Origin of the sequence: Nakamurella sp. UYEF19, from assembly GCF_040546275.1 — a bacterium.
Taxonomy (GTDB): Bacteria; Actinomycetota; Actinomycetes; order Mycobacteriales; family Nakamurellaceae; genus Nakamurella.
In genome coordinates this window covers 56434-78453 of record NZ_JBEPNO010000001.1, presented here as the reverse complement: position 1 = coordinate 78453, position 22020 = coordinate 56434, and the positions used below count along the sequence as shown (strand labels likewise).

Sequence of the window (22020 nt, the reverse complement as noted above, 5' to 3'; positions counted from 1 at the left end):
GAGCCGACATGCGCCTGGGCGCAACGCTCGGCCATCTGTCCTCGACACCCCCGAGGCCGATCGCCCCGTGGGCAGAACAGTTGGTGGACGCCGGGTTCGAGAGCCTGTGGGTCCCGGAGATCATCGGGCGCGGCTTCATGGTGCCGGATCCGTTCGTCACCCTGGCGGTGGCGGCCACTGCGACGCAAGGAGTGGAGCTCGGGACCGCCACCCTGCAGGTCCCGCTTCATCATCCCGCGGAACTCGCCCATCGAATCCTTTCGTTGCAGCTGGTGTGCGGCGACCGTTTGAGCCTCGGCGTCAGCCCCGGGTCGACCGACATCGACTTCGCCACCCTCGATCGGGACCACGCCGCGCGGTTCCGCACGTTCACGTCGAACGTGGCGCGCCTGCGGGTGCTGCTGGAGAACGGACGGGACGAACACGCCGACCTCGCCCCTGCCCCGGTCTCCGGGCGCCCGCCCCTGCTCCTCGGCTCCTGGGGCGCGAACGTGGACCGTGCTGCTCGCGAGTTCGATGGCTGGCTGGCATCCGCCTACCGCCGGAGCACGGACGAGATCATCACCGCCCACGATCGCTACCGAGCCTCCGGCGGTCGACGGGCCATCGTGTGTGCCGTCCAGCTGGCCGAACCGGGCGACCTGGGACGTATCGGCGACGATCTGGCCCGTTACGCCGAGGCAGGTTTCGACGACGCCGTCGTCGTGATCGAACCCGGAGGCCCAGCGCCCGAGGAGGTCCGGGCTCTGTTCGGGTAGACAGCGGGTCGGAAGTGCCCCCCGCCATCCTTGGCCACCTCCTTGGCCTCGACGCCACCGTTGCCCATCGAAAAGTACTGCACCACCAGCACTCCGACATCGACGCCAACTCGGAATGGACGAGATGGGCCACCTCCGGCGGCTGCAGTGCGGCGCGCGATGGGGCGTGGTGCTCACCGAGACAGGCCTTCGTTCGATGCTGCTGGAGGAGCTGTTCACCGTCTGGGTCCGATTCGTGTACCTGATCGCGGGTATGAAAAATGCGCTCGCTGCAGACCATGCGGTCACCTCCACCATCGCCGTGCGCGGCGAGAATTCCCAGGAGCTCACGCCTTTCAAGGCTCAATTCGTCCTCGAAGCACACCGACGATTCCTGATCAGCTGACTCGACGGCCTGGTGTCCGAGGACCTGCGCCCCCTCTGGCGCATCTACACGGACTCCGATCCCGGCGTTCTCAACCAGCTGAAGCACGTGGCGCTGTTCGTGCGTTCGTGCGTTCGTACTGCAGGAGGGCGAGGTGGTCGAACAGGCCGCGGCGACTTTCTTGGCAGCGATCGGCCAGTCATTCACCATCGTCTCCGACTACTACCGACGTCTGGCCGAGCAGACCCGACAGCATGGGACCAGAAATTCAGCCGTGAACGCCGAAGGACGGGTTCCGGCCGACCGGGGCCTCCCTGGCCACAGCGGTCCGCCGGGGTTTCCGGGCCTCGGGGTGCACGATCAGCCCGCTGGTGAGTCTCCCCGGTGATCAGACGGGGTGTCCGACTGTTGCCGACGGGCTTCGGTCGGTGGAACCGACTCGATTCTGCTGCGGCCCTCGTCGATGAATCGCCATGGCCGAGTTACCTGGCTGCGCGAAACGCTGGCACCTGCTGGTGGGCCGGTAATGGGTGCGCAGACGTGCCTGCCGGTGCGCCGCCGACTGGCGGACACCCTGTTCGCATTCGACCCATCACTATCAGTGACTGTCGGTGGTCCGGTCTAGGGTTTTGGTATGGGGACAGCCACCGATGTGCAGGCCGAGCGGGCGGCTGCGTTGGTTGATGAGTTGTCCTGCCAGCAGCGGGTTCTGGCCTGTGCGCAGGCGCGGCAGGCGGAGTTGATGGTGCAGTTCGCTGTGTTGCGCCACGATGTGGACGTTCGGCGGATCGCCGAGCGCACCGGGGTGGGGATCTCGGCGCGGTACGAGCCGGGCGAGTTCGCGGCGACGGAGATCGGGCTGGCGGTGAAGGTCACCAAGTTTTCGGTGCAGCGGACGATGGGGATCACCCGGCGGCTGCAGGAGGAGGCGCCGCGGGTGTGGGATGCGTGGCTGGCCGGGGATGTGGACCTGCGCCGGGCGGGCAAGATCAGCAGTGCGTTGCTGCGGCTGACCCGGGACTCCTCGAAACGGTTGTTGAATTTGTTGGTGGTGCCGGTGGCGACGTGCAAGACCGCGGAGCTGCTGGGTCGCTGGTTGAACGAGTTCGTCGCGAAGGTCGAACCGGATCAGACGAACGAGCGGTTGCGGCGTTCTTTCGCCGACCGGTACGTCTCGGTCCGGCCCGATGTCGATGGGATCTCGTTTTTGTCGGCGGCGATCTCGGCGGTGGATGCCGATGCGGTGGATCAGGTGTTGAACGCGGTGGCGGGGTTGGTGGAGCCGGGTGATCGGCGGACCTGGGCGCAGCGCCGCGCCGATGTGCTGGTCGATCTGGTGTTGGGTCGGGTCAGCAACGGCTGCCACGTCGCCTGGGAAGACGACGAATTTGTCGAAGACGACGCGGTCGACGAGAACGCCGCCGAAGTCGACGACCCCGAGCGCGCCGAGCGGGCCGAGGACGCCGAGGACGCCGAGCGGGCCGAGGACGCAGTCGACGAGCGCAGCGACGGCCCGGACGCCGGGCAGGCCGAGGACGCAGTCGACGAGCGCAGCGACGGCCCGGACGCCGGTAGGGTCCCCGACGACGCTGCGCCCGAAGATGCCGACCTCGAAGACACGACCGCGCAGGACGTTGCCGTCCAGGACGAGTGGGACCTGCCGCCGTCGGCGTTCCGCCCCGACCCCCGCACCCAACCCACCACATACCCCGCCGACCCCGCGCCACCCGGCACCGGTCCAGGCGGCCCGGCAACCCAGCCGCGGGACCCCGAACGCCCCGGCCGGCCCGTCATCACCCCCTGCCCCCAACCGCACCCCGCGCGGCCGCTACCGGTCACCATCGGCGTCATCATCACCATCCAATCGCTGTTCGGCTACACCGACACCCCCGGCCAACTCGCCGACCGCTCCGCCCTCATCCCCGCCGACACCATCCGCGACTACGCCCACCAACCCGGCACCCTGTTCTACCAACTGCTCACCGACCAGGCCGGGAACCTCCTGGCCACCACCGAACTTGGCCGGTTCCCCTCCCGCAAACTCGGCCACGCCCTCACCTTCCGCGACGGCACCTGCACCAACCCCATCTGCACCGTCCCCGGCCGACGCTGCGACCTGGACCACCTGCAACCCGCACCATCAGGACCGACCGCCGCCCACAACCTGGACAACAAATGCCGAGGCGACCACCGCGCCAAAACCCACGCCGGCCACCACAGCACCCGCACCACCCCGCACACCAACCAATGGACCACCCCCACCGGCCACACCTACACCACCCCCGACCCACCCCTGCCGGCAGAAAACTGGCCCGACCCGACACCCGAACCAGACCCGACACCACCAACCGACCCGCCACCAACCGGCCCGCCAGCCCCAACTGACCCAGTGCCAACAACCGACCCGGTGCCAACAACCGACCCGTCGGCCTGACCGGCCGCTCGGGCAGCGGTGGAGTCTGCCAGACGCTGATCAAACCCGGACCTCGCCATATGGTGGAACGGTGCAGTGCGACTACTTCAGTGCCGGTCAATGCCGCTCATGCCGGTTGATGGGCGTGCCGTACCACCGCCAACTGGCCGACAAGCAGGCTCTGGCCGCTCGGGCGCTGCACGCGGTAGGCCCGGACATCCGTTGGGCTGAGCCGTTTGCCAGCGCAGAGTCCGGCTATCGCAACAAGGCGAAGTGGGTGGTCGGCGGCGACGAGAAGAATCCGTCCATCGGCATCCTGGACGAGAACCGCGAGGGCATCGACCTGCGCCGGTGCGGGATCTGCGAGCCGGCGCTGATCGACGCGTTTCCGGCCCTCGTCGACTTCATCGCCCGGACCGGACTGGTTCCCTACGATGTCAACCGCCGCCGGGGCGACATCAAGTACCTGATCGTCACGGCGTCACCCCAGGGCGAGCTGCTCGTCCGGTTCGTCCTGCGGTCGCTCGACCGGCTGGAAGAAATCAGGCGCCGACTGCCTGATCTGCAGTCTGCACTCCCCCAGCTCGCGGTCGCATCGGTGAATCTGCATCCGGAACACAAAGCTGTGCTCGAAGGCGATCAGGAAATTGTGCTCACCGAGCAAAGCACACTGCTCATGCGGCTCGGGGACGTCGGCCTGCACGTGGGTCCGCAGTCCTTCTTCCAGACCAATACAGCCGTCGCCGCCGGTCTCTACCGGCAGGCCGCCGCCTGGGCTGCTCAGATCGCGCCGACATCAGTCCTCGACTTGTATTGCGGCGTCGGCGGTTTCGCCCTGCACTGCGCACCAGCATCCGCCAACACCATCCACGGCGTCGAGGTCTCCGCGGACGCCGTGTCCAGTGCGCGACGCAGCGCTGCTGACCTACCCGATCCGGATCGCTTCACCTTCGACGCCGACGACGCTGCCACGCAACGGTTGGACGCCGATCTGGTGATCGTCAATCCGCCCCGTCGCGGACTGGGCGCAACCGTCGCTGACCGGATCGAGGCCGGCGCCGCTCGGCACGTCGTCTACTCCAGCTGCAACCCGGCGACCTTGGCCACCGATCTGGCCAGGATGCCGTCGCTGAACCCAGTCGAGGCAAAGCTTTTCGACATGTTTCCGCAGACTACGCACGTCGAGGTGGCAGTCCTGCTGGAACGGCGGTGATCTGTTCGCAAGCTCCCCACTGGCTGTAGGTCAGCGGCACGGAGCGGCACCGCCGCGGCCATCGCCACCGACCAGTCGACATAGGCCTTGGGGGTGGGATGCGATCCGTCCTCGGCCCAGAACTTCTGGTCGGCCTCCTGCCCGTACGACACGCGCAGGTCGACGACCTGGGCGCCGTGGGCCGCCGCCGCGTCGATCAGCACCTGGTCGTAGGCGGCGTGCTTTCCTCCGGTGACCTGTTGGCCGTGCGGCCTGGAGCGCATTTCAGCGCGTGCCAGTTCTCCGGCGGGACGAGGTGGCCCGACTGGCCGGGGTGAGCACGGTCAATGGTCTGCGGGCCGAGCAGTCCGGGCGTCGGTGGCTGCTAGGTGGCGATCACGATGTCAGACCTTGGCCGGGAGCAATTCGGCGACGAGAGCTTCGACGCGTCTGCGGATGTCGTCTCGGATCGGTCGTACGGCCTCAACGCCCTGCCCGGCCGGGTCGTCGAGTTCCCAGTCCTCGTAGCGTTTGCCGGGGAAGATGGGGCAGGCGTCACCACAGCCCATGGTGATCACCACGTCGGAGGCCTGCACCACCTCGGTGGTCAGCACCTTCGGAACCTGCGCGGTGATGTCGATACCGACCTCGGCCATCGCCGCCACCGCGGCGGGGTTGACCTGATGGGCCGGCAACGACCCGGCCGAGCGGACCTCGATCACGCCGTCGGACAGTGCCGTGAGGAACCCGGCGGCCATCTGAGAGCGGCCGGCATTGTGGACGCAGACGAACAACACCGAAGGCTTGTCGGACATCAGGGGGAGCTCCATTCCTTGGGGACTCGGAACGCCGGGGTTCAGGAGCCGGCGGAGGTGTTGCGCGGGGTGATCGGCGCGGTGGCGTCGCCGGGGAAGAACCGTCGGCCGGCCCACAACGCCGCATAGACCAGAGCGACCAGGGCGGGGACTTCGATGAGTGGGCCGACGACGCCGGCCAGGGCCTGCCCGGAGGTGACCCCGAAAGTACCGATGGCCACGGCGATGGCCAGTTCGAAGTTGTTGCCGGCAGCGGTGAACGCCAGGGTGGTGGTCTTGGCGTAGCCGAGTTTCAGGCCCCGTCCCAGGCCGAATCCGACACCGAAGGTGATGGCGAAGTAGACGACCAGCGGGAGCGCGATGCGGGCGACATCCCAAGGACGGGTGGTGATCGCATCACCTTGCAATGCGAAGAGCACCACGATGGTGAACAGCAACCCGTAGAGGGCCCAGGGCCCGATCTTGGGCAGCACGACCGATTCGTAGTACTCCCGGCCCTTGGTCTTCTCACCGATGGTGCGCGTCAGGAACCCAGCGACCAGAGGGATCCCGAGGAACACCAGGACAGAGAGGGTGATCGCGCCGATGGAGAATCCGGCAGTGGTGGTTGCCAGGCCGAGCCAGCGCGGCAGGACCTGGAGATAGAACCAGCCCAAGGTCCCGAAGGCGATGACCTGGAAGACGGAGTTGATGGCCACCAGGACGGCCGCGGCCTCCCGATCGCCGCAGGCCAGTTCGTTCCAGATCAGCACCATGGCAATGCAGCGGGCCAACCCGACGATGATCAACCCGGTCCGGTATTCCGGCAGGTCCGGCAGCAGCAGCCACGCCAGGGTGAACATCAGCGCCGGTCCGATGATCCAATTCATCACCAACGAGGAGATCAGCAAACGTTTGTCGCCGGTCACCCTGCGCGTCTCGTGGTAGCGGACCTTGGCCAGCACCGGATACATCATCACCAATAACCCGATAGCGATCGGCAACGACACGGACCCGACCTTCACCGCATCCAAGCCCCTGGAAAGGCCCGGGATGACCCGGCCCAGCAGCAACCCGAGTGCCATCGCCGCGATGATCCAGACCGGCAGGAACCGGTCCAGCCTCGACAGCTTGGCCAGGCCCGCGGGTTGCCCGGCTGTCGAGATGTGCGTGGTCGTCACCGGCAACCGCAGCTCGCCGCGGCGGTGCCACCCGCGCTGGAAGTCCCACAACAGTCGGTCTTGGCGGAGATTTCGCAGCAGTCAGCGTGATCGGCCGGGGTGCAGCAGCCGGCAACCGCGGGTTTGGTGGCGCGGACGATCGCGCCGTGCAGGCCGTCGGCGACCTGATGGGTGAACACCACCTCCGCGCCGGTGAATCCGGCCGCTGTCAGCCCGTCGAGGTATTCGGTGACCGAGAGCGCCCCGGCGATGCAGCCGACGTAGGAGCCTCGTTCTGCCCTCTGCGCGGCGGTGAGGTGGTCCTCTGCGACGACATCGGAGATGCCGATCCGGCCGGTCGGGATCAGCACCCGGAACATCTCGGCCAGCACCGCCGGCTTGTCGGTGGACAGGTTGATGACGCAGTTGGAGATGATCACATCGATCGAAGCGGCCGGCAGCGGGATCTGCTCGATCTGACCCTCCAGGAACTCGACATTGGTGGCGCCGGCACGGGAGGCGTTGGCCCGGGCCAGCTCCAGCATCTCCCCGGTCATGTCCAGGCCGTAGGCGAACCCGGACGGTCCGACCCGCTTGGCCGAGAGCAGCACGTCGATGCCGCCGCCGGACCCCAGATCCAGCACCCTCTCCCCGGCCCGCAGGTCGGCGACAGCCAGGGGGTTGCCGCACCCGAGTGAGGCCAGTACGGCCTCGGCGGGCAGACCGTCGGTCTGTCCGGCGTCGTAGAGGCCGGCGCCGAAGACCTCCGACTCGTCGCCATCGCTGATCACGGCGAGAGCATCAGAAGGCGCGCAACAGCTTTGCCCTGAACTTGATCCGACAGCGGCTGCTGCAGCGGCGTAGCGATCGCGGACGTGTTCGCGGAGTTCGTCGGTGGTGGGCATGACCGATTCCTTTCAGAGATGGCGCCTGCATAGATGAACGTCGATGTCCCCACCATGGCCCCAGACATAGACGTTTGTCAATGTCCAGGTGCATACTTGTCTGATGACCACCCGGACCGAGCTGCCATCGACCGAGGTGGCGTGTTGCGCGCCGCCGACCAGGGAGCCGATGACCGCCGAGACGGCCGCGGTGTTGGCGCAAAGATTGAAGGCGATCGCGGATCCGACCCGGTTGCGGCTGCTCTCGATGGTCGCCGCGCACGAGAACGCCGAGGCGTGCGTATGCGATCTGACCGAGCCGCTCGGCCTGACCCAACCGACCGTGTCACACCACCTCAGAGTGCTCGTCGATGCCGGGTTGTTGACCCGCGACAAGCGTGGCGTGTGGGCCTATTTCGCGCTGGTACCCGGCGCCCTGGACTCCCTCGCCGCGGTACTCACCAGCCAGCAACCGGCCGAAGGTGCGGCCGTCTGATCGAGGCCGAACCATACCGGATGCCATGCCTCATCGCCGTCAACGCCAGCCGACCGTCGACGGCTGCCAAGGTTGCACCATCGGGCGCCGCCCTCGGGAGTGACTACTTAGCCCCACGAAGTGTTGGTGTCCTGTTCACCAAGTGGGCACTTTGTGGGGGGCCAATCGTGTACCGACCGACCGTAGCGTCGCGCTTGCTCCATTGGGACGCACCTCATCGATCGGAGGACACCTTCATGCGCAGGACGTCTCTACTACTTGTTCCAGGTGTCGCGGCGTTGGCCGTGATCCTTGCCGCCTGCGGTAGTTCCACACAGGTCAGTTCCGGCGCTGGTCTCAGCAGCCCAGTGGCCGCTACCACCGCCGGCGCGGCCGGTTCGAGCTCGTCCGCGGCGGCTGGCTCCGGTTCCGTGGGCGCGCCCCGGTCAACCGTTGCCGGAAGGTCCGGAGTCGCGGCTTCGGCCGCATTCAACTGCCCGACAGGCGGCGACGGTTTCGCCTTCGCTTCGGGTGGTGACGTCAACATCCAGAACCTGTGGCAGAAGAACCTGATCCCGGCGTGGGAGAAGGTCTGCCCGAACACGAAGATCACCTTCACCTTCGATACCCACAGTGCCAACGCCAATCTGGATCTGGCCAAGGTCGCGGCTGCGATCAAGTCGGGCCAGCCGGTTTCAGTGGACCTGACCGACAACTTCAGCATGGCCGCGCAACAGGCCGGTCTGACCGAGCCCGTCACGGTCGCCGACATTCCGAGCATCTCCAGGATCTCGCCCACCGCGATGGCAGCGGTGAAGAGCGCGGCGGTCCCCTATCGTGCGTCGTCGGTGCTCCTGGCCTATGACTCCACGAAGGTCACCGACCCGCCGAAGACGCTGGCTGAACTGCTGACCTGGATCAAGGCCAACCCTGGGAAGTTCACCTACAACAGTCCCAGCACTGGTGGATCTGGCGGGAACTTCGTCGAGACTGTCGTGGATTCCAAGATTCCCGCCAGCGCGCTGACGTCGATGCAGACCACGTACAACCCCGCGCTGGATTCCAATTTCGCCCCTGGTCTGGCCGTTCTCAAGGATCTGACCCCCTCGGTCTATCAGAACACCTATCCGAACGGGAACCAGGCTGTGCTTGATCTCCTGAGCAAGGGGGAGATCGAGATGGCGCCCGTGTGGTCGGATCAATTCCTGTCCGCGCAGCAGACCGGGCAGCTAGACAAGAAGATCAAGGTCACCCAGATCGCCAATCCGTCGCTGAACGGCAGCCCGACGTATCTGGCCATCATCAAGTCCTCCGCCCATGTGAAGGCCGCGCAGGCGTTCATCGACTGGGTCCTGCTGCCGGCTCAGCAGTCGCAGATCGTCAGCACCATCGCGGGTTTCCCGGCTATTCCAATCTCTGACCTCCCGGCCGGTGTACAAGGGGCGTTCGCGGGCATCGACACCCAGAATTTGCGGCCAAACCTGGAATCCAAGACCAGTGCCGATCTGCAGAAGCAGTGGGCCACTGCCGTCGCACAGGGCTGATCGTGCTGATCGACCTGTGCGAGCCGCCGGAGTGTCCATGACCACCCCCTTGAACCAGACTTCGATTTCAGATCGATCTGTCCTCGATCGACCCACAGTCGTCGATCGGTCGGGGACAGCCGGCCGTACCGCCAAGAGGGTCGGTGCCGGCTGGCTCATGGTCTCCCCGCCGGTGATGGTGGTGATCGTCTTCGTCGGCATCCCCATCGTCACCGGCATTCTCTACACCCTCGGGTACACCGGCGGCCCGAACGGAATAGCCACGCTGCTGTCGACGAGCGTGCTGCAGAACAACGGATCGCCGACGTTCGACGTGTTCAGCAAGGTGTTTGCCGACCGGCTGTTCCGCTCGGATCTGTGGGTGACCGTTCTTGTCACGGTGGTCACCGTCGTGGTCGTGACCGCAATCTCCTGGGTAATCGCCCTGTACGCAAGGCTTTCCGGCTCTCGCTGGGGGCGCTTCATCACCGGGATCGCCATTGTCCCGCTGTTCATCCCAGTGGTGATCGGGGCGTACTCGATTCGCAACTTCTACCTTTCGACCGGATTTTGGGGTAGTGCCGGCAGCCTGCTCGGATTTCATCTCTCGCCGTTGAGCTATCACACCTCCGGTGTGATCGTCGCGCAGATCTGGACGTCGTTACCCTTTGCCGTTCTGCTGATCTCCTCCGGGGTGGCGGCCGTGCCGGATGCGCTGATCCATGCGGCCAGGGACGCAGGGGCTTCGATGAGCCGAGCCGTGTGGTCGGTGATGGTGCCGATGGCCACGGTTCCGACGGTGATCGTGGCGACGTTCACCGGTGTCGGGGTGCTCGGCTCGTTCACGGTGCCGTTCATGGTCGGCCCGGCCAGTCCGACGATGCTGGGAGTGCAGATGGTGACGACCTACAACACCTATCAACAGCCCCAGGATGCGCAGGCGATGGCCGTGGTGTTGTTCGCCCTGGCCATCCTCATCGGCTGGGCCTACGTCTGGGCGAACGCCAGGCAGGCAAGATCATCGGCCGTGATGTAGTCGTGACTGTCGCCCCATCCTTGTCCAACGGTGCCGTCGATGCAGCATCGATCAGCGTCGCCGCCGACCGCCCCGAGCTCTCCTTCGGCAAACGAGGACCCAGCCCCGCCGAACGCGCCCGTTCGGTCCTGTTGCGGCTCCTGGGCCTGACGGTCTCGATCGTGCTGGTTCTGTTCATCGTCGGCCCCTTGGTGTGGCTCGCCATCGGCGCCTTCGCCAAGACCTGGAACGCACCGTCGCTCCTACCCCAGGCCTGGACGCTGTCCTGGTGGAAGATCGTCTTCGCGCAACCCGAACTCGGCCATTCCTTCTGGCTTTCCCTGCGTTTCGCAGTTTCGGCGACCGCACTCGCAACGGTGATCTGTCTGCCGGCCGCCTACGCGATCGGCAGACGCAGGTTCCCGGGGCGCCGAGTCGTCCTGATCGGGCTGTTCGCGACCAACGCGTTTCCCAAGATGGGCCTGTTCACCTCGATCGCGACGCTGTTCTACTCCTTGAACCTGATGGGGACCGGTCTGGGCGTGGTGATCATCCAACTGCTCGGCACCATTGTGACGATGGTGTGGCTGCCCGCCGCCGCCTTCGCCTCGGTGTCGCCGAGCATGCTCGATGCCGCCAGGGATGCCGGTGCCGGTCCGGTCCGGACCTTTGCCAGAATCACTCTGCCACAGGCCATTCCCGGTATTGCAGTAGCTCTGATCCTGGCCTTTCTGGCCTGTTTCGACGAGGCGCAGGGTACCTACCTGATCGGCTCGCCGACGTACATCACCATGCCCACCCAGATGTACACCCTCGTCGACAACTACCCGGCGCCGGCGGCGGCCGTCTTCGCCATCGTGCTCACCATCCCCAGCATCCTGCTGCTCCTGCTGGTGCGTAGACACATCCTCGGCGGCCACCTCGCGGAAGGTTTTCAGATCAAGTGATGTCAACTCCCCGACGGGCAGCGAACCCCGACGCCACCGCACCAGGCCTGCAGCTCGAGGGAATCGCCAAAATCCTCGGTGGACGCACCATCGTCGACCATCTCGACCTCGCGGTGGACAAGGGTGAGCTGGTCTGCCTGCTCGGGCCGTCGGGATGCGGGAAGACCACCACCCTGCGGATGATCGGCGGGTTCCTCCAGCCGGACGCCGGCCGACTGCAGATCGACGGGATCGATTACACCCATGCCAAGCCCGAACGGCGACCGACAGCGACGGTCTTCCAGAATTACGCGCTGTGGCCCCACATGACGGTGTCCAAGAACATCGCGTTCGGCCTCGCAGTACGTAGGATGACGAAGGCCCAGATCAAGGAGAAGACTGACTGGGCATTGGATCTGCTGGGCCTGCAGCACCATCGGGACTCCATGCCGGCCCGGATTTCCGGTGGGGAGCAGCAGCGGGTCGCGCTCGCGCGGGCCCTGGTGCTGGAACCGGAAGTGCTGTTGATGGATGAGCCGTTGTCCAACCTCGACGCCCAGCTGCGGGTGCAGGTTCGCGAGACGATCAGGGAAATCCAGCAGCGCCTCGGCATCACCACCGTCTTCGTCACCCACGACCAGGAGGAGGCCCTGTCCATCGCCGACCGGGTGGCCGTGATGAGCGGGGGGCGGATCCAACAGCTGGCTCCGCCGGCGGAGCTGTACCGGCTGCCGCGAACCAAGTTCGTCGCCGGTTTCATCGGCACCATGAACGTCTTCGAATCCGGGCCGGTCGCCGGGAGTATCCCGTTCACCGGCGGCGGATCACTGCCATGCGCATCGTTCAGCGGCCGGCGCGGGAATTCCTGCTGGGTGCGCCCTGAGGACATCCAGCTCACCGACGCCGGCGCACCGGGTACCGGGCGTGCCGTGGTCCTTCGGGTCATCCCACGCGGCCACTACCGCGAAGTGCTCCTGCAGTCCCATGGCACCGCGCTGCGAGCGTTTTCAGACGACGACCCGCAGCCGGAGCAGGTGGTGGGGGTGCGGGCGACCAGGGCGCTCGTCTATTCCGACGATCTGCTGGTCGAGGACGAGGAATCTGTTGTCGCCGAACAGGAATCCGCCGGTGAGAACTCACGATCCACCGCGTCAGCAGGCGGTTCTGAAAAGTACCGATCAGCATGAGGGTGATGTCCATCGCCCACCGCGGCGAACCTGTCGCGCATCGGGAGAACACCATGGAGTCGGTGGCGGCAGCCATCGATGCCGGCGCGGACATGGTCGAGATCGACGTGCGGGCCACTGGCGATGGCACGTTGATGGTCCTGCACGACGCCGAGCTGACCCGACTGTGGAAGGTTCCGCACCTGCTCGCCGAGTTGGATCTGGCGCAGGTCAGAGCTTTGACCAGTCCGGCCGGAGAACGTGTCCCCACCCTGGCAGACGTCGCGCGGCTGGCCTCCGAGCGGCAGTGCCAGCTGATGGTCGACCTACCGGACCCGGTGATCGGCCCAGCCGCCTTCGACGAGCTGCAGCGCCTCCGTGTCCTGGACAGCATGCTGTTCGCAGGAAACACCGGTCCCCTGCGAGCGCATGCCCCCACCGCCAGGATCGCACTGAGCTGGGAAAATCTGGAACTACCGTCGGAGGACTTGCTCAGGGAGCGGCGCCCGGCGTTCTTCAACCCCTATTTCCGGCTGCTGACCGCAGGCATCGTGGATGACATGCACGCCAAGGGGATACAGGTATCGGTGTGGACGGTGGACCACCCGGCCGACATGGCGGCCGCGATCGCCCAGGGTGCGGACGCCATCATCAGCAACGAGATCGCTTTGCTGGAAACAGTGATCAAGGGGAGAAGGAGTTCGTGACCGGGTCAGCAACACCACGCGACCGGCCGGTCGAGCTCGTCGGACGCTCGACCGGATCGTCGGCCTGCACAACGCTTCCGGACGCGGCGCAGCAGCTGGCGATCGACCTGGCCTGCGAAGCCGCCAGGTCGATCGACACCGTGCGCGCCACCGCGGTGACGACCAAGGCCCACCCTGCCGACCTGGTGACGGAGCTGGACACCAGGATCGAGTTGGACGTTCGCGACCGCCTCCTCGGCGCGTTCCCCGACCATCGCCTGATCGGCGAGGAGTTCGGCGCCGGCGGCAACGAGCGGGCAGCATTCACCTGGTACTGCGACCCGGTAGATGGCACCACCAACTACGCCAACGACCTCGGTTGGAGCGCTTTCAGCTTGTGCTGCACCGACGCGGACGGTCCACTGCTGGGAGTGGTGACCCACCCGGTCCGCAGGGAACTGGTGCTCGCACGCCGCGGCGGCGGCGCCTGGCGCTGGCGGCTTGATGACGACTACCGGCTCACCGGAGAGCCGGCAAGACTGGCTGCATCGAGCACCGCAACCCTGGCCGGCACAGTCTTCACCACCGAACTACTGGCGCACCTGCCATGGCCAGGGATGTTTCCGATGATCGACGAGCTGGCCGCCAGGTCCTGCACCGCCAGAATTCTCGGCTCCTCGGCCCTGACGCTCCTGCAGGTGGCCGCCGGACGGGCAGCCGGCGCGGTCATCTCCACCTTCTCCCCCATCGACAACCTCGCGTCGATCCTGGCCGGCCTCGAAGCCGGCGCCGTCTGCCTGGACTCCGACGGTCACGCCACCACCGGGCCTGCCGCCGGCGGCGTACTACTCGCAGCACCCCAGGTCGCCGAGGAGCTCAGCGCCATCTGGCGCAACGCACTTGCCGACTGAGGACCCACGACCCCACGGTGGGCCGGTGTTTCGTCGCCGACCCCTGAAACACGTCAAATGACTCCACCCAATCGTGCACGATCCGTGGACCGAAAAGGGGTGGCCCGGTAGACCGCTCAGCCAGCGGTGAACGGGACGCGCGTCCAGCTCAGGACGTTCCGGTCACGAGGGTCGATGGTGACCCGCAGGTAGTTGTCGACACCGGTCGATCCGTCGACGGTGACCCGGGTCAGGTTGGTCACGGGTGTGCTGATTCCATAGAACGTCAGCCAGCTCGAACCCACGGCCAATGGGTGGTCGTCGTTGTAGACATGACTGTCGCCGTTGAACAGATACACCGGGCCGCGGAAGGTTGCGGACTCCTGGGCGATTGCGGCGACGATGGGCTGGAAGGCGAAGTAGTCGGCGAAGACCGGGTTGCTGACCGTCGGGTCGAACATGTCGGCCTGGGTGAGCAGCACCACCGCCCGCTGGTGTTCGGCGCGGGCGCGGGCGAACGTTTCCCGAATCAGCTGGATACCGGCCGCGGTCCGGCCGAGCACTTCGGCGCTCTGCTCCGGTGTCGGTCCGATGTTGCCGGTCCAAGGGGCGAGACTGTTGTTGCTGCCCACGATGTGCACTGCCGCGAACGCCACATCGGCTCGGGTGTAGGCAACATTTTCTGGATACCCATGCGCTACCTGAGATTTCACCGGAGCCGGATGCCGGCCGAGGGTTTGTCCGGGGTGGGCGAAGAACACCGAACGAATTTTCGCCAGGCGTTCCAGGGGGTTGTACGCGCCGTTGTTCAGCCGGTGGCAGTCGGTCCACTCGTTGTCGCCGACGGTGTAGACCAAGGGGTCCGCGAAATTGTCGAACTGTTTCTTGACCTGCTGGAAGTAGCTATCAGAACAGATCGATGATCCGCTTTTGATATCGCCGAGGTGGTCGACCAAGGCGACCTTGGGGTCTGCGTTGATCTGCTTGATCACGGCAGGGAACTTCGCAATCTGCGCATCGCCGTAGGGAATGTCACCGATCACCGCGAAGGTGAACGAATCCCGGCCATGATCGTCGTCATGGCCGGGTCCGGCCGCGGCAGGACTGAGGGAGCTCGTCAGCGTCAGTGCGGCAGCAGCACAGGCAGCGACGGCAGTCGATCGAAGGAATTTCACGGAGTTCCAATCAGACGGGAGGATTGATCGTTGGCGGCACAGTCGATCCATCGGCAGGGTTCACCGGCCGTTACCCAGCCGAGGGAATGCCCACGGGAAAACTGTGTACCCGGATCGGGTTGTCATGGCTGACATCGGTCGGCCGGTGGACACGACCGCCCCGCCGGGCAATCCCGGCGGGGCGGTCGCGGTGGTGTTGGTGGTCGGTGCGCCAACTGGAGCGGGTCAGTTCACTCGGTGTCCGAGCTTGGGATGTAGGCGCCGGGGACCTGGGCCGGGGGGTAGATCCTCGGGTCCCCGGGGTAGGGCTTGGTGTACCCGTTGGTCCGGTACCAGGTGTAGCGGTTCATCTGCTCCGGGTCGGCGTAGTCCGGTACGGCCCTGTTGCCGGTGAAGCGCTGGCTCTTGGCCCAGGTCGTCCACAGCGCTGCAATACCCTGCTGCGCAGCAGGGATGGCCGGGGTCGTCGCCCTGGTCGCCGCAGTCCCAGTTCTGCCGACGGGGTCGGTACCGCAGGCCGGTGCCGGGCTGACGCCCTCGGTGAGTGGGACCTGGTTCTTGACGGCGGTGAACGGCGTCAGGTTGGGCGTGTTGGTGAACGCGCCGGCCATGGGCGTTGCGGCGGCGAGCTTCTGGTTCAGCGGCTGCGCCCCGAGGATCTGCTCGATGGTGCGCACCATGGTGATCTGGGTGTAGTAGGTGCTGTCGACGACGCCGCGCTTCGCGTACGGGCTGATGATCTGGATCGGTGCGCGGTGTCCGTCGACGTGGTCGACGCCGTCCTGGCTGTCGTCCTCGACGACGAAGATCGCGGAGTCCTTCCAGTAGGGGCTGTGCGAGATCTCCTGCACCATCTTGCCGACGGCGAGGTCGTTGTCGGCGACCTGCGCCTGCGGGTCCGGGGTGCCGCCGGTGTGGTCGCTGGACAGCCAGAACATGTTCAGGTTCGCAGGACCGTTCTTCTCGAAGTCCTGCTTCCAGATGTTGTAGCGGTACAGGTCCGGGATGTCGGTGTCGAACTTCGGGTAGTCGTGGTTCGTGATCGCGTTGAGCGACGGAATCGGTGACTCCGTGTCCTGCTTGATCGCCGGGTCGGTCAGCTGGGCGGGGTCGCCGCCCTGGTCGACGTTGGTGGCGGCGCAGTAGTACTTCTGCCAGGTCGCATCGGCGGGCTTGGTCTCGAACTGGGTGAACTCACCGAAGTTGCGCACGGTGGCTCCCGCGTCCTGGGCGGAGGTCCAGAGGAAGCCCGAACGCTGGTGACCAAGGACGTCGTCCTCGGTGTCGTAGCTGCGGATGTACTCCCCGGCGGAGGACTCGGTGTATTCCGGGTTGTCGCCCTGCATCAGCCAGTTGTGACCCTCGGCGGAGTTGGTGCCGATGTCGTAGGTGTTGTCGTACAGCCCGAACTGGTTGGCCAGCGCGTGCTGGTTGGGCGTCACCTTCGCACCGAACTGTGCGAGTGTGCTGTCCCCATTGCCTTTCGCGATGTCGCCGAACACCTGGTCGTAGGTGCGGTTTTCCTTGACCAGCACGAACACGTGTTTGATCGTGGACGGGTCACCGACCCGGGTCGGGATTGCGACGGGCGCCTTGGACGGGCCCTTTGCCTGGGCTGCATCCGTTGTCCCCCAACCGTTCTGGGCGAACACCGTGGCGGTGTCCTTCGCGATCTGCTGGTCGGTCGGCAAGGTGAACTTCGTCAGCGATCCGGTGGTGCTGTGGGTGCCGTGTCCCGTGGCCGGCACGGTGCCCTGGCCCTTGGTGACGGTCAGCTCCGGCCCCCGGGCGTCGATGCCGCGGGTGTTGGTGACCACGACCTGCCCGCCGGCGACCGTGACGTCCTCGGGGTAGTAGTCGGTGGGCAGCAGGCCGAGGTAGCTCACCGGGTCCTGCGGTGCGCCGGAGTAGCGGTAGACCGCGACAGCGTTCGCACGCCCCAACGTGACGAGCAGGTGGCCCTTGGTCAGAGCAATGCCGGTCGGCTCGTAGCCGACGGTCGACTTCGTCCATGGCTGGGTGGCGATGGTCTGGACGACCTTGTCGTTCGTGGTGTTGACCACCGAGACGGTGTCACTGTTGGTATTGGCGACGAACAGCGCTTTTCCGCTGATGTAGAGCGCGGTGGGGTGCAGTCCGACCGCGATCGACTTCACGCTTGCCGACCTTGACGTGGTGTCGATGACGCTGAGGGTGCCGGTGGTGGACGTTCCCAGGTACGGGTCGGCGGGCACCTGGGTGCCGTAGGAGTTGATCGTCGTCTCGCCCGGCTTGGCGAACCGTCCACCTTCGTTGCTCACGTACAGCTTCGAGCCGACGAAGGCCAGCTCGCGCGGGGCGATGCCCACGTTCCAGGTGTGTTGCACCTTGCCGGTGACCGGGTTGAGGGAGACGACGGTGTTCTGGCCGTTGACCGGGACGTAGAGGCCCCTGCCGTCAGGGGTGTAGACGGCCTTGCCCGGCAGCGGCGCTGCGCCGTTCACCGTTGGCAGGGTGACGGTCATCGGCGCGCCGAGCGTGCCGCCGGCATTGACCGGGTACCGGGTGAGGCCGTTGGCCTGCGGCAGCCACAGCGCCTTGCCGTCGGGCGACCACGCCGGCCCGCCCTGCCCGACGGTGCCGTCCTTGGTCGCCTGGTTCGCGAACGTCGCCGAACCGACGGTGTAGACGAGGCGGTAGTTCTTGAGGTCGAACATCTGCAGCACAACGCTTTTGTCGGTGCTCGTGACGGCAAGGTAACGCCCGTCGGGGCTGGGCGTCGACGCCATGAACTTGCCGTACTTGGTGAACAGGCGATCGCCGAGCGGCTCGATGACCTGGTCGGACGAGATCTGCAGCCCGTCCTTGTACTGCGTGCCGACCTCACGGTGTCCGAACTGCGAAGTGGACGCGTAGGCGGCGCCGGCGCCGGCGATCAGGATCGCGGTGGTGCCGACGGCGACGATTCGCGATCGGCGACCGAGGCGGCGCCGTGTGGCTGGCCGCCGTTGTCGTGTGACCTGCATGGTTCAACCCTTCGTGGTGGCGGTGAACAGATCGACGGAGCCGTCGAACTGCCATAGCGGATTCGGTACGTCACCCGTAGGGGTCCGCACCTGGAAGAATCCGTTGACCGACTGGGGACCGTCCCCGTCGGCGACGTAACGCCCGTCGGGCGTCGCGTCGAGCTGGTAGACCGCCGAGCCGACGGCCGTGGCGCCAGGAATGTGCCAGGTGACGACGCAACGCCAGTCGTTCCCGGGTCCGGCGTCCTCGACGAGGTCGCCACCCTTGTCGCACGACGCGCCGACGTTCAACTGCGCCTCGGGCACGTCCGGTCGGGCGAGCTCCCGCGTCTGCAGCCGGTACAGATGTCCGTAGGCGGTCGCGAGGGAGCGTTCGAGCTTCGGCCGGTCGATGCCCGACCCCGACGTCGGAGTCACCGCGGCGAGCACGGCCACGCTGACGGCCACCAGCACGGCCAGCGGAGCGAGGGTCGACAAGACCGTACGAGGCCCCGCGCCGTCGTAGGCAGGGTCGGTGAAGTCACGGCGCACGAACACCGCGTAGGCCAGGACCGCGGCCAGCAGCGCCCACACCAGGTCGACGACCACGCCGGCCACGATGGGCCCGATCTGTGCCGGCTCGGTGAACAACCCCCGCCAGGCCAGGAACGACCAACTGGGTAGGGCGATGCGCAGCAGGACGGGCAGCGGCAGCAGCTGGGCAAGGGCGAGCACGAACGCGAGCGCCACCGGTGTCAGCAGACCCATCGGCGACCGCCCGAACATGACGGAACCGAGCAGACCGACCGCGGAGAAGGCCAGGGTCGGTGCCAGCACCACCGCCCAGGCGAGCATCACCGACATCGCGGCGTGGCCGGGTGACAGCACCTGGCCGTCCAGCCCGACCAAAGGCCGGCCGCCGACTGCCGCAAGGCCGCCGACGACACTGGACACCGCGAGGCCAACGACGAGGGCAAGCACCACCGTGAGGCTGGCGAGTGCCTTGGCGAGGAAGATCCTTCGCGGTGAGCGCACGGCTACCAGCAGGTGCCGCCAGGTCCCCTGCCGGTCCTCCGCGGCGAACACGTCGCCGGCGACCAGCGAGGTCAGCAGCGGCAACACCCACGCGCACGCGAAAGACAGCACCACCAGCGACCCGGCCCACCCGGTCTGGCCCATCCAGCGCCCGAAAACGGTGTCGGTCGGCAACGTGGTCGCTGTGCTGATGACGGCCACCACCAACCCGGGCCCCAGCCAGCAGACAAGGGCTACGACTCGAAGTCGCCACTGCGACAACAGCTTCACCAGCTCGAAACGGTAGCCACGCCACAGCGGGGCGGGCGCGGCATCGGGCCGCGGAAGCGTCGCCGCCTCGCCAGGCAGGGCGTCGGTCTGGGCAGTCACCGGTTGATCCCGTCGTCGGTTCGGTCATCGGACCCCTGGCCTGGCGACGATGGCGGGCCGTCGCCGCCGCGGTCCTCCTCGGTCCCGGTCAGGGCGAGGTAGGCGGCCTCGAGGGGCGACACGACCGGGCAGAGCTCGCGGACGGCCACTCCAAGGCCGACAAGTCGGGCGACGAGGTCGTCCAATGACGCGACAGACCCCCGGACGAGCAGGGCCTGGGCGTCCTGACGCTGCAGCAGGTCGTCGTCGGGGAGCACCCGGACAGTCGGAGTGCTCTCGGCAAGCCGCCGGGCGGCAGCGCCGTCGGACGTGCGCAGCCGGTAGTCGATCGCTCCGGTCTCCGCGGCGAGCTTGCTCACCGGCCCGGAGAACACCACCCGGCCACTGGCCAGCAGACTGACCTCGGTGCACAGGGCCGTCAGGTCATCCATGCGATGGCTGGACATCACCACCGACGCGCCGCCGGCCGCGAGGCGACCCAGTACCCGGTGGACGTGGCGGGTCCCGGCGGCGTCGAGGCCATTGGCCGGTTCATCGAGCACGAGAAGACGCGGCCGGGACAGCAGGGCGGCGGCGAGCCCGAGGCGCTGACGCATGCCGAGGGAGAAGCCACGCACGCGGTCGTCTGCGACGTCCGTCAGGCCAACAGTGTCAAGGGCATCGTCGATGCCGGGCTTGCGGTCGCCGCGCAGCGACGCCAGGGCAACAAGGTTCTGCCGTGCGGTCAGCGAGGGATAGAGACCCGGCCCGTCGACGAAGCCCGCAACACCGTCGGGCAGGGCGAGCGCGCGGCGCACCGGCCGGCCCAGCACCTCCAGCGTTCCGCTGTCAGCCACGGCCAGGCCGAGGAGCAGGCCCAGCAGAGTCGTCTTGCCGGCGCCATTCGGGCCGACCAGGCCATGGACGTGGCCTTCGGCGATGTCAATGTCCACGCCGTCCAGTGCGATGACAGCACCAAAAGACTTGACGATACCGCGTGCACGCACGGCGGGGCCTATCTGCATGTGCACTCCTTGATGTCCATAAAACCCTTGATGTCCATCAAACCTGAAACGGTATTAATGTCCGTATTGAGTTGTATTGTCTGACAAAGCCGCCGATCAACGCTCCGAAAGAGCCGGTGCCGTTCGATCTGCCGGGTCCTCTGCACCGCGTTGCCGCAGTTGCCCGGGAGTACCGCCACAGCAGCACATCTCGCACGGATACCAGCTTGTGGGTTCAGCGGGCCACACGTCGGACTCACGCGTGCCAACCTGTGAATCATCATTGAGCCGACGATAAGAAGCACGCTCGACCATCCGGCCAACGGAATGAGAACAGCAGGGAAACGAACCACAGATAATTAGGGCGGCTTCAGACCCGGCCCGGCTGGACAACCCACGACTCCCCCGCCCGGTGCCCTCGTTCTACGTCGAGGTGTCCGTCGGGGCGCTTGTTTCGGGGCTGAGTCAGGCGCGGGGGGTGCGGGAACGAGTCTGCGCCAGGGTCGTGGACCGACTCACCTTCGCGCAGGTCAGGCGGGCAGGTGAACGCCGAGTTGCTTCTCGAGGGCGACAACACCGATGTCGGTGATGATCAGGCCACGTCCGGAGCCGCGCCGGTGCGCCCATGCCCTCTGCTGGAACAGCTCCGCCACGGCGGCTCCGAGCGAGCCGGCCAGGTGGGGTCGTCGCTCCGTCCAATCCGGACACGACCGACAGAGTTGACGTCGACCCGCTCGCAGCGCCGCGATGTCGACCCCCAGCTCGAGGAAGCCTCGCTCACCGGCCTCGGTCAACGCCAGACTTTCTGTTTCGAGCCATCGGCGATCCAGGTAGCTGTCGGTCAGCAATACCGCGACCCGGCCGGCGAGATGGTCGTAGCACAGCCGAGCCTGCGCCAGATCGCGCTGGGCCCTGGATAGACGCAACGAGCTGACCGGCAGCTCCGGGCACAACCGGCCGATGTGCTCCACCGCGGCCGCGATCGACGGCGTCGCGATCCGGTAGAACCGCTGCCGACCGGTGATGACGCAGCTGAGCAGCCCCGCCTCCAGCAGCACAGCCAAGTGTTCGCTGGTCGCGGAGGCGCCCACCCCGGCGGCGGCGGACAGTTCACCGGCCGGGCGGGCCGATCCGTCCATCAACAGATCCAGAATCTTCGAACGGGCCAGCGCGGCCAAGGCCCGCCCGATCCCGGTGAAATCGCGGCTCATACGACCCACCCTACGAC

19 protein-coding genes are annotated in these 22020 nt (G+C 66.7%); 11 read left to right on the top strand and 8 right to left on the bottom strand.

From position 1 onward, the window contains the following. Nucleotides 1–8 precede the first annotated feature (8 nt). The 4 genes from ABIB25_RS00325 (at nt 9) to ABIB25_RS00310 (ending at nt 4748) form a co-directional block, all read left to right on the top strand. Nucleotides 9–758, top strand: coding sequence for an LLM class flavin-dependent oxidoreductase (locus ABIB25_RS00325; RefSeq protein WP_354526412.1), 750 nt, complete (start codon nt 9–11; stop codon nt 756–758). A 115-nt stretch (nt 759–873) separates the two neighbouring features. Further along, the gene (locus ABIB25_RS00320) at nt 874–1143 is read left to right on the top strand and encodes a hypothetical protein (protein ID WP_354526411.1); all 270 of its coding nucleotides are present in this window, start codon (nt 874–876) and stop codon (nt 1141–1143) included. A gap of 613 nt (nt 1144–1756) precedes the next feature. Next, complete coding sequence (locus tag ABIB25_RS00315) at nt 1757–3556, top strand: DUF222 domain-containing protein (RefSeq protein WP_354526410.1); 1800 nt, start codon at nt 1757–1759, stop codon at nt 3554–3556. Between the two features lie 118 nt (nt 3557–3674). Beyond that, complete coding sequence (locus ABIB25_RS00310) at nt 3675–4748, top strand: methyltransferase domain-containing protein (RefSeq protein ID WP_354526957.1); 1074 nt, start codon at nt 3675–3677, stop codon at nt 4746–4748. A gap of 383 nt (nt 4749–5131) precedes the next feature. Here ABIB25_RS00310 and ABIB25_RS00305 read toward each other — a convergent pair whose 3' ends face one another. From ABIB25_RS00305 to arsM, 3 genes are read right to left on the bottom strand one after another with little or no spacing between them, the layout of a single operon-like run. Then, nucleotides 5132–5542, bottom strand: a complete 411-nt coding sequence (locus ABIB25_RS00305; protein ID WP_354526409.1) for an arsenate reductase ArsC — start codon at nt 5540–5542, stop codon at nt 5132–5134. A gap of 41 nt (nt 5543–5583) precedes the next feature. Further along, nucleotides 5584–6708: an ACR3 family arsenite efflux transporter gene (gene arsB, locus ABIB25_RS00300; RefSeq protein WP_502919727.1), complete on the bottom strand. Its 1125-nt coding sequence runs from the start codon at nt 6706–6708 to the stop codon at nt 5584–5586. Then, the gene (gene arsM, locus ABIB25_RS00295; RefSeq protein WP_354526407.1) at nt 6699–7586 is read right to left on the bottom strand and encodes an arsenite methyltransferase; all 888 of its coding nucleotides are present in this window, start codon (nt 7584–7586) and stop codon (nt 6699–6701) included. The genes arsB and arsM overlap by 10 nt, the downstream gene beginning before the upstream one ends. A 103-nt stretch (nt 7587–7689) precedes the next feature. Between arsM and ABIB25_RS00290 the strand changes: the two genes are divergently transcribed. The 7 genes from ABIB25_RS00290 (at nt 7690) to ABIB25_RS00260 (ending at nt 14267) form a co-directional block, all read left to right on the top strand. Then, nucleotides 7690–8061 (top strand): ArsR/SmtB family transcription factor, encoded by a 372-nt coding sequence (locus ABIB25_RS00290; RefSeq protein WP_354526406.1) that lies wholly within the window; start codon nt 7690–7692, stop codon nt 8059–8061. Nucleotides 8062–8297: 236 nt separating this feature from the next. Then, a complete protein-coding gene (locus tag ABIB25_RS00285; protein WP_354526405.1) occupies nt 8298–9584 on the top strand; it encodes an extracellular solute-binding protein in 1287 nt (428 codons plus the stop codon). Between the two features lie 37 nt (nt 9585–9621). Next, nucleotides 9622–10599: an ABC transporter permease gene (locus ABIB25_RS00280; protein ID WP_354526404.1), complete on the top strand. Its 978-nt coding sequence runs from the start codon at nt 9622–9624 to the stop codon at nt 10597–10599. A gap of 2 nt (nt 10600–10601) precedes the next feature. Then, entirely contained in the window at nt 10602–11525 is a 924-nt protein-coding gene (locus ABIB25_RS00275; RefSeq protein WP_354526403.1) for an ABC transporter permease, read from the top strand. Next, nucleotides 11525–12691 (top strand): ABC transporter ATP-binding protein, encoded by a 1167-nt coding sequence (locus ABIB25_RS00270; protein ID WP_354526402.1) that lies wholly within the window; start codon nt 11525–11527, stop codon nt 12689–12691. Before ABIB25_RS00275 ends, ABIB25_RS00270 begins: the two co-directional genes overlap by 1 nt. A gap of 5 nt (nt 12692–12696) precedes the next feature. After that, nucleotides 12697–13377: a glycerophosphodiester phosphodiesterase gene (locus ABIB25_RS00265; RefSeq protein WP_354526401.1), complete on the top strand. Its 681-nt coding sequence runs from the start codon at nt 12697–12699 to the stop codon at nt 13375–13377. After that, nucleotides 13374–14267 carry an inositol monophosphatase family protein gene (locus ABIB25_RS00260; protein WP_354526400.1) on the top strand — a complete coding sequence of 298 codons (894 nt, stop codon included), beginning with the start codon at nt 13374–13376 and terminating at the stop codon, nt 14265–14267. Before ABIB25_RS00265 ends, ABIB25_RS00260 begins: the two co-directional genes overlap by 4 nt. A 116-nt stretch (nt 14268–14383) precedes the next feature. On the opposite strand, the gene ABIB25_RS00255 is transcribed toward ABIB25_RS00260, so the two are convergent. From ABIB25_RS00255 to ABIB25_RS00235, 5 genes are all read right to left on the bottom strand, one after another. After that, nucleotides 14384–15421 (bottom strand): metallophosphoesterase, encoded by a 1038-nt coding sequence (locus ABIB25_RS00255; protein WP_354526399.1) that lies wholly within the window; start codon nt 15419–15421, stop codon nt 14384–14386. A gap of 230 nt (nt 15422–15651) precedes the next feature. Continuing rightward, complete coding sequence (locus ABIB25_RS00250) at nt 15652–18426, bottom strand: bifunctional YncE family protein/alkaline phosphatase family protein (RefSeq protein ID WP_354526398.1); 2775 nt, start codon at nt 18424–18426, stop codon at nt 15652–15654. A 3-nt stretch (nt 18427–18429) separates the two neighbouring features. Beyond that, complete coding sequence (locus tag ABIB25_RS00245; RefSeq protein ID WP_502919710.1) at nt 18430–19809, bottom strand: ABC transporter permease; 1380 nt, start codon at nt 19807–19809, stop codon at nt 18430–18432. Further along, complete coding sequence (locus ABIB25_RS00240) at nt 19806–20813, bottom strand: ABC transporter ATP-binding protein (RefSeq protein ID WP_354526397.1); 1008 nt, start codon at nt 20811–20813, stop codon at nt 19806–19808. The genes ABIB25_RS00245 and ABIB25_RS00240 overlap by 4 nt, the downstream gene beginning before the upstream one ends. A gap of 509 nt (nt 20814–21322) precedes the next feature. Beyond that, complete coding sequence (locus ABIB25_RS00235) at nt 21323–22003, bottom strand: ArsR/SmtB family transcription factor (protein ID WP_354526396.1); 681 nt, start codon at nt 22001–22003, stop codon at nt 21323–21325. Nucleotides 22004–22020 lie beyond the last annotated feature (17 nt).

Coding starts and splice junctions, on each gene's coding strand:
- ABIB25_RS00250 (WP_354526398.1), bottom strand. CDS start 18,426: ATGCAGGTCACACGACAACGGCGGCCAGCCACACGGCGCCGCCTCGGT.
- ABIB25_RS00285 (WP_354526405.1), top strand. CDS start 8,298: ATGCGCAGGACGTCTCTACTACTTGTTCCAGGTGTCGCGGCGTTGGCC.
- ABIB25_RS00280 (WP_354526404.1), top strand. CDS start 9,622: ATGACCACCCCCTTGAACCAGACTTCGATTTCAGATCGATCTGTCCTC.
- ABIB25_RS00325 (WP_354526412.1), top strand. CDS start 9: ATGCGCCTGGGCGCAACGCTCGGCCATCTGTCCTCGACACCCCCGAGG.
- ABIB25_RS00305 (WP_354526409.1), bottom strand. CDS start 5,542: ATGTCCGACAAGCCTTCGGTGTTGTTCGTCTGCGTCCACAATGCCGGC.
- ABIB25_RS00315 (WP_354526410.1), top strand. CDS start 1,757: ATGGGGACAGCCACCGATGTGCAGGCCGAGCGGGCGGCTGCGTTGGTT.
- ABIB25_RS00235 (WP_354526396.1), bottom strand. CDS start 22,003: ATGAGCCGCGATTTCACCGGGATCGGGCGGGCCTTGGCCGCGCTGGCC.
- arsM (WP_354526407.1), bottom strand. CDS start 7,586: ATGCCCACCACCGACGAACTCCGCGAACACGTCCGCGATCGCTACGCC.
- ABIB25_RS00290 (WP_354526406.1), top strand. CDS start 7,690: ATGACCACCCGGACCGAGCTGCCATCGACCGAGGTGGCGTGTTGCGCG.
- ABIB25_RS00270 (WP_354526402.1), top strand. CDS start 11,525: ATGTCAACTCCCCGACGGGCAGCGAACCCCGACGCCACCGCACCAGGC.
- ABIB25_RS00240 (WP_354526397.1), bottom strand. CDS start 20,813: ATGCAGATAGGCCCCGCCGTGCGTGCACGCGGTATCGTCAAGTCTTTT.
- ABIB25_RS00310 (WP_354526957.1), top strand. CDS start 3,675: ATGGGCGTGCCGTACCACCGCCAACTGGCCGACAAGCAGGCTCTGGCC.
- ABIB25_RS00265 (WP_354526401.1), top strand. CDS start 12,697: ATGTCCATCGCCCACCGCGGCGAACCTGTCGCGCATCGGGAGAACACC.
- ABIB25_RS00320 (WP_354526411.1), top strand. CDS start 874: ATGGACGAGATGGGCCACCTCCGGCGGCTGCAGTGCGGCGCGCGATGG.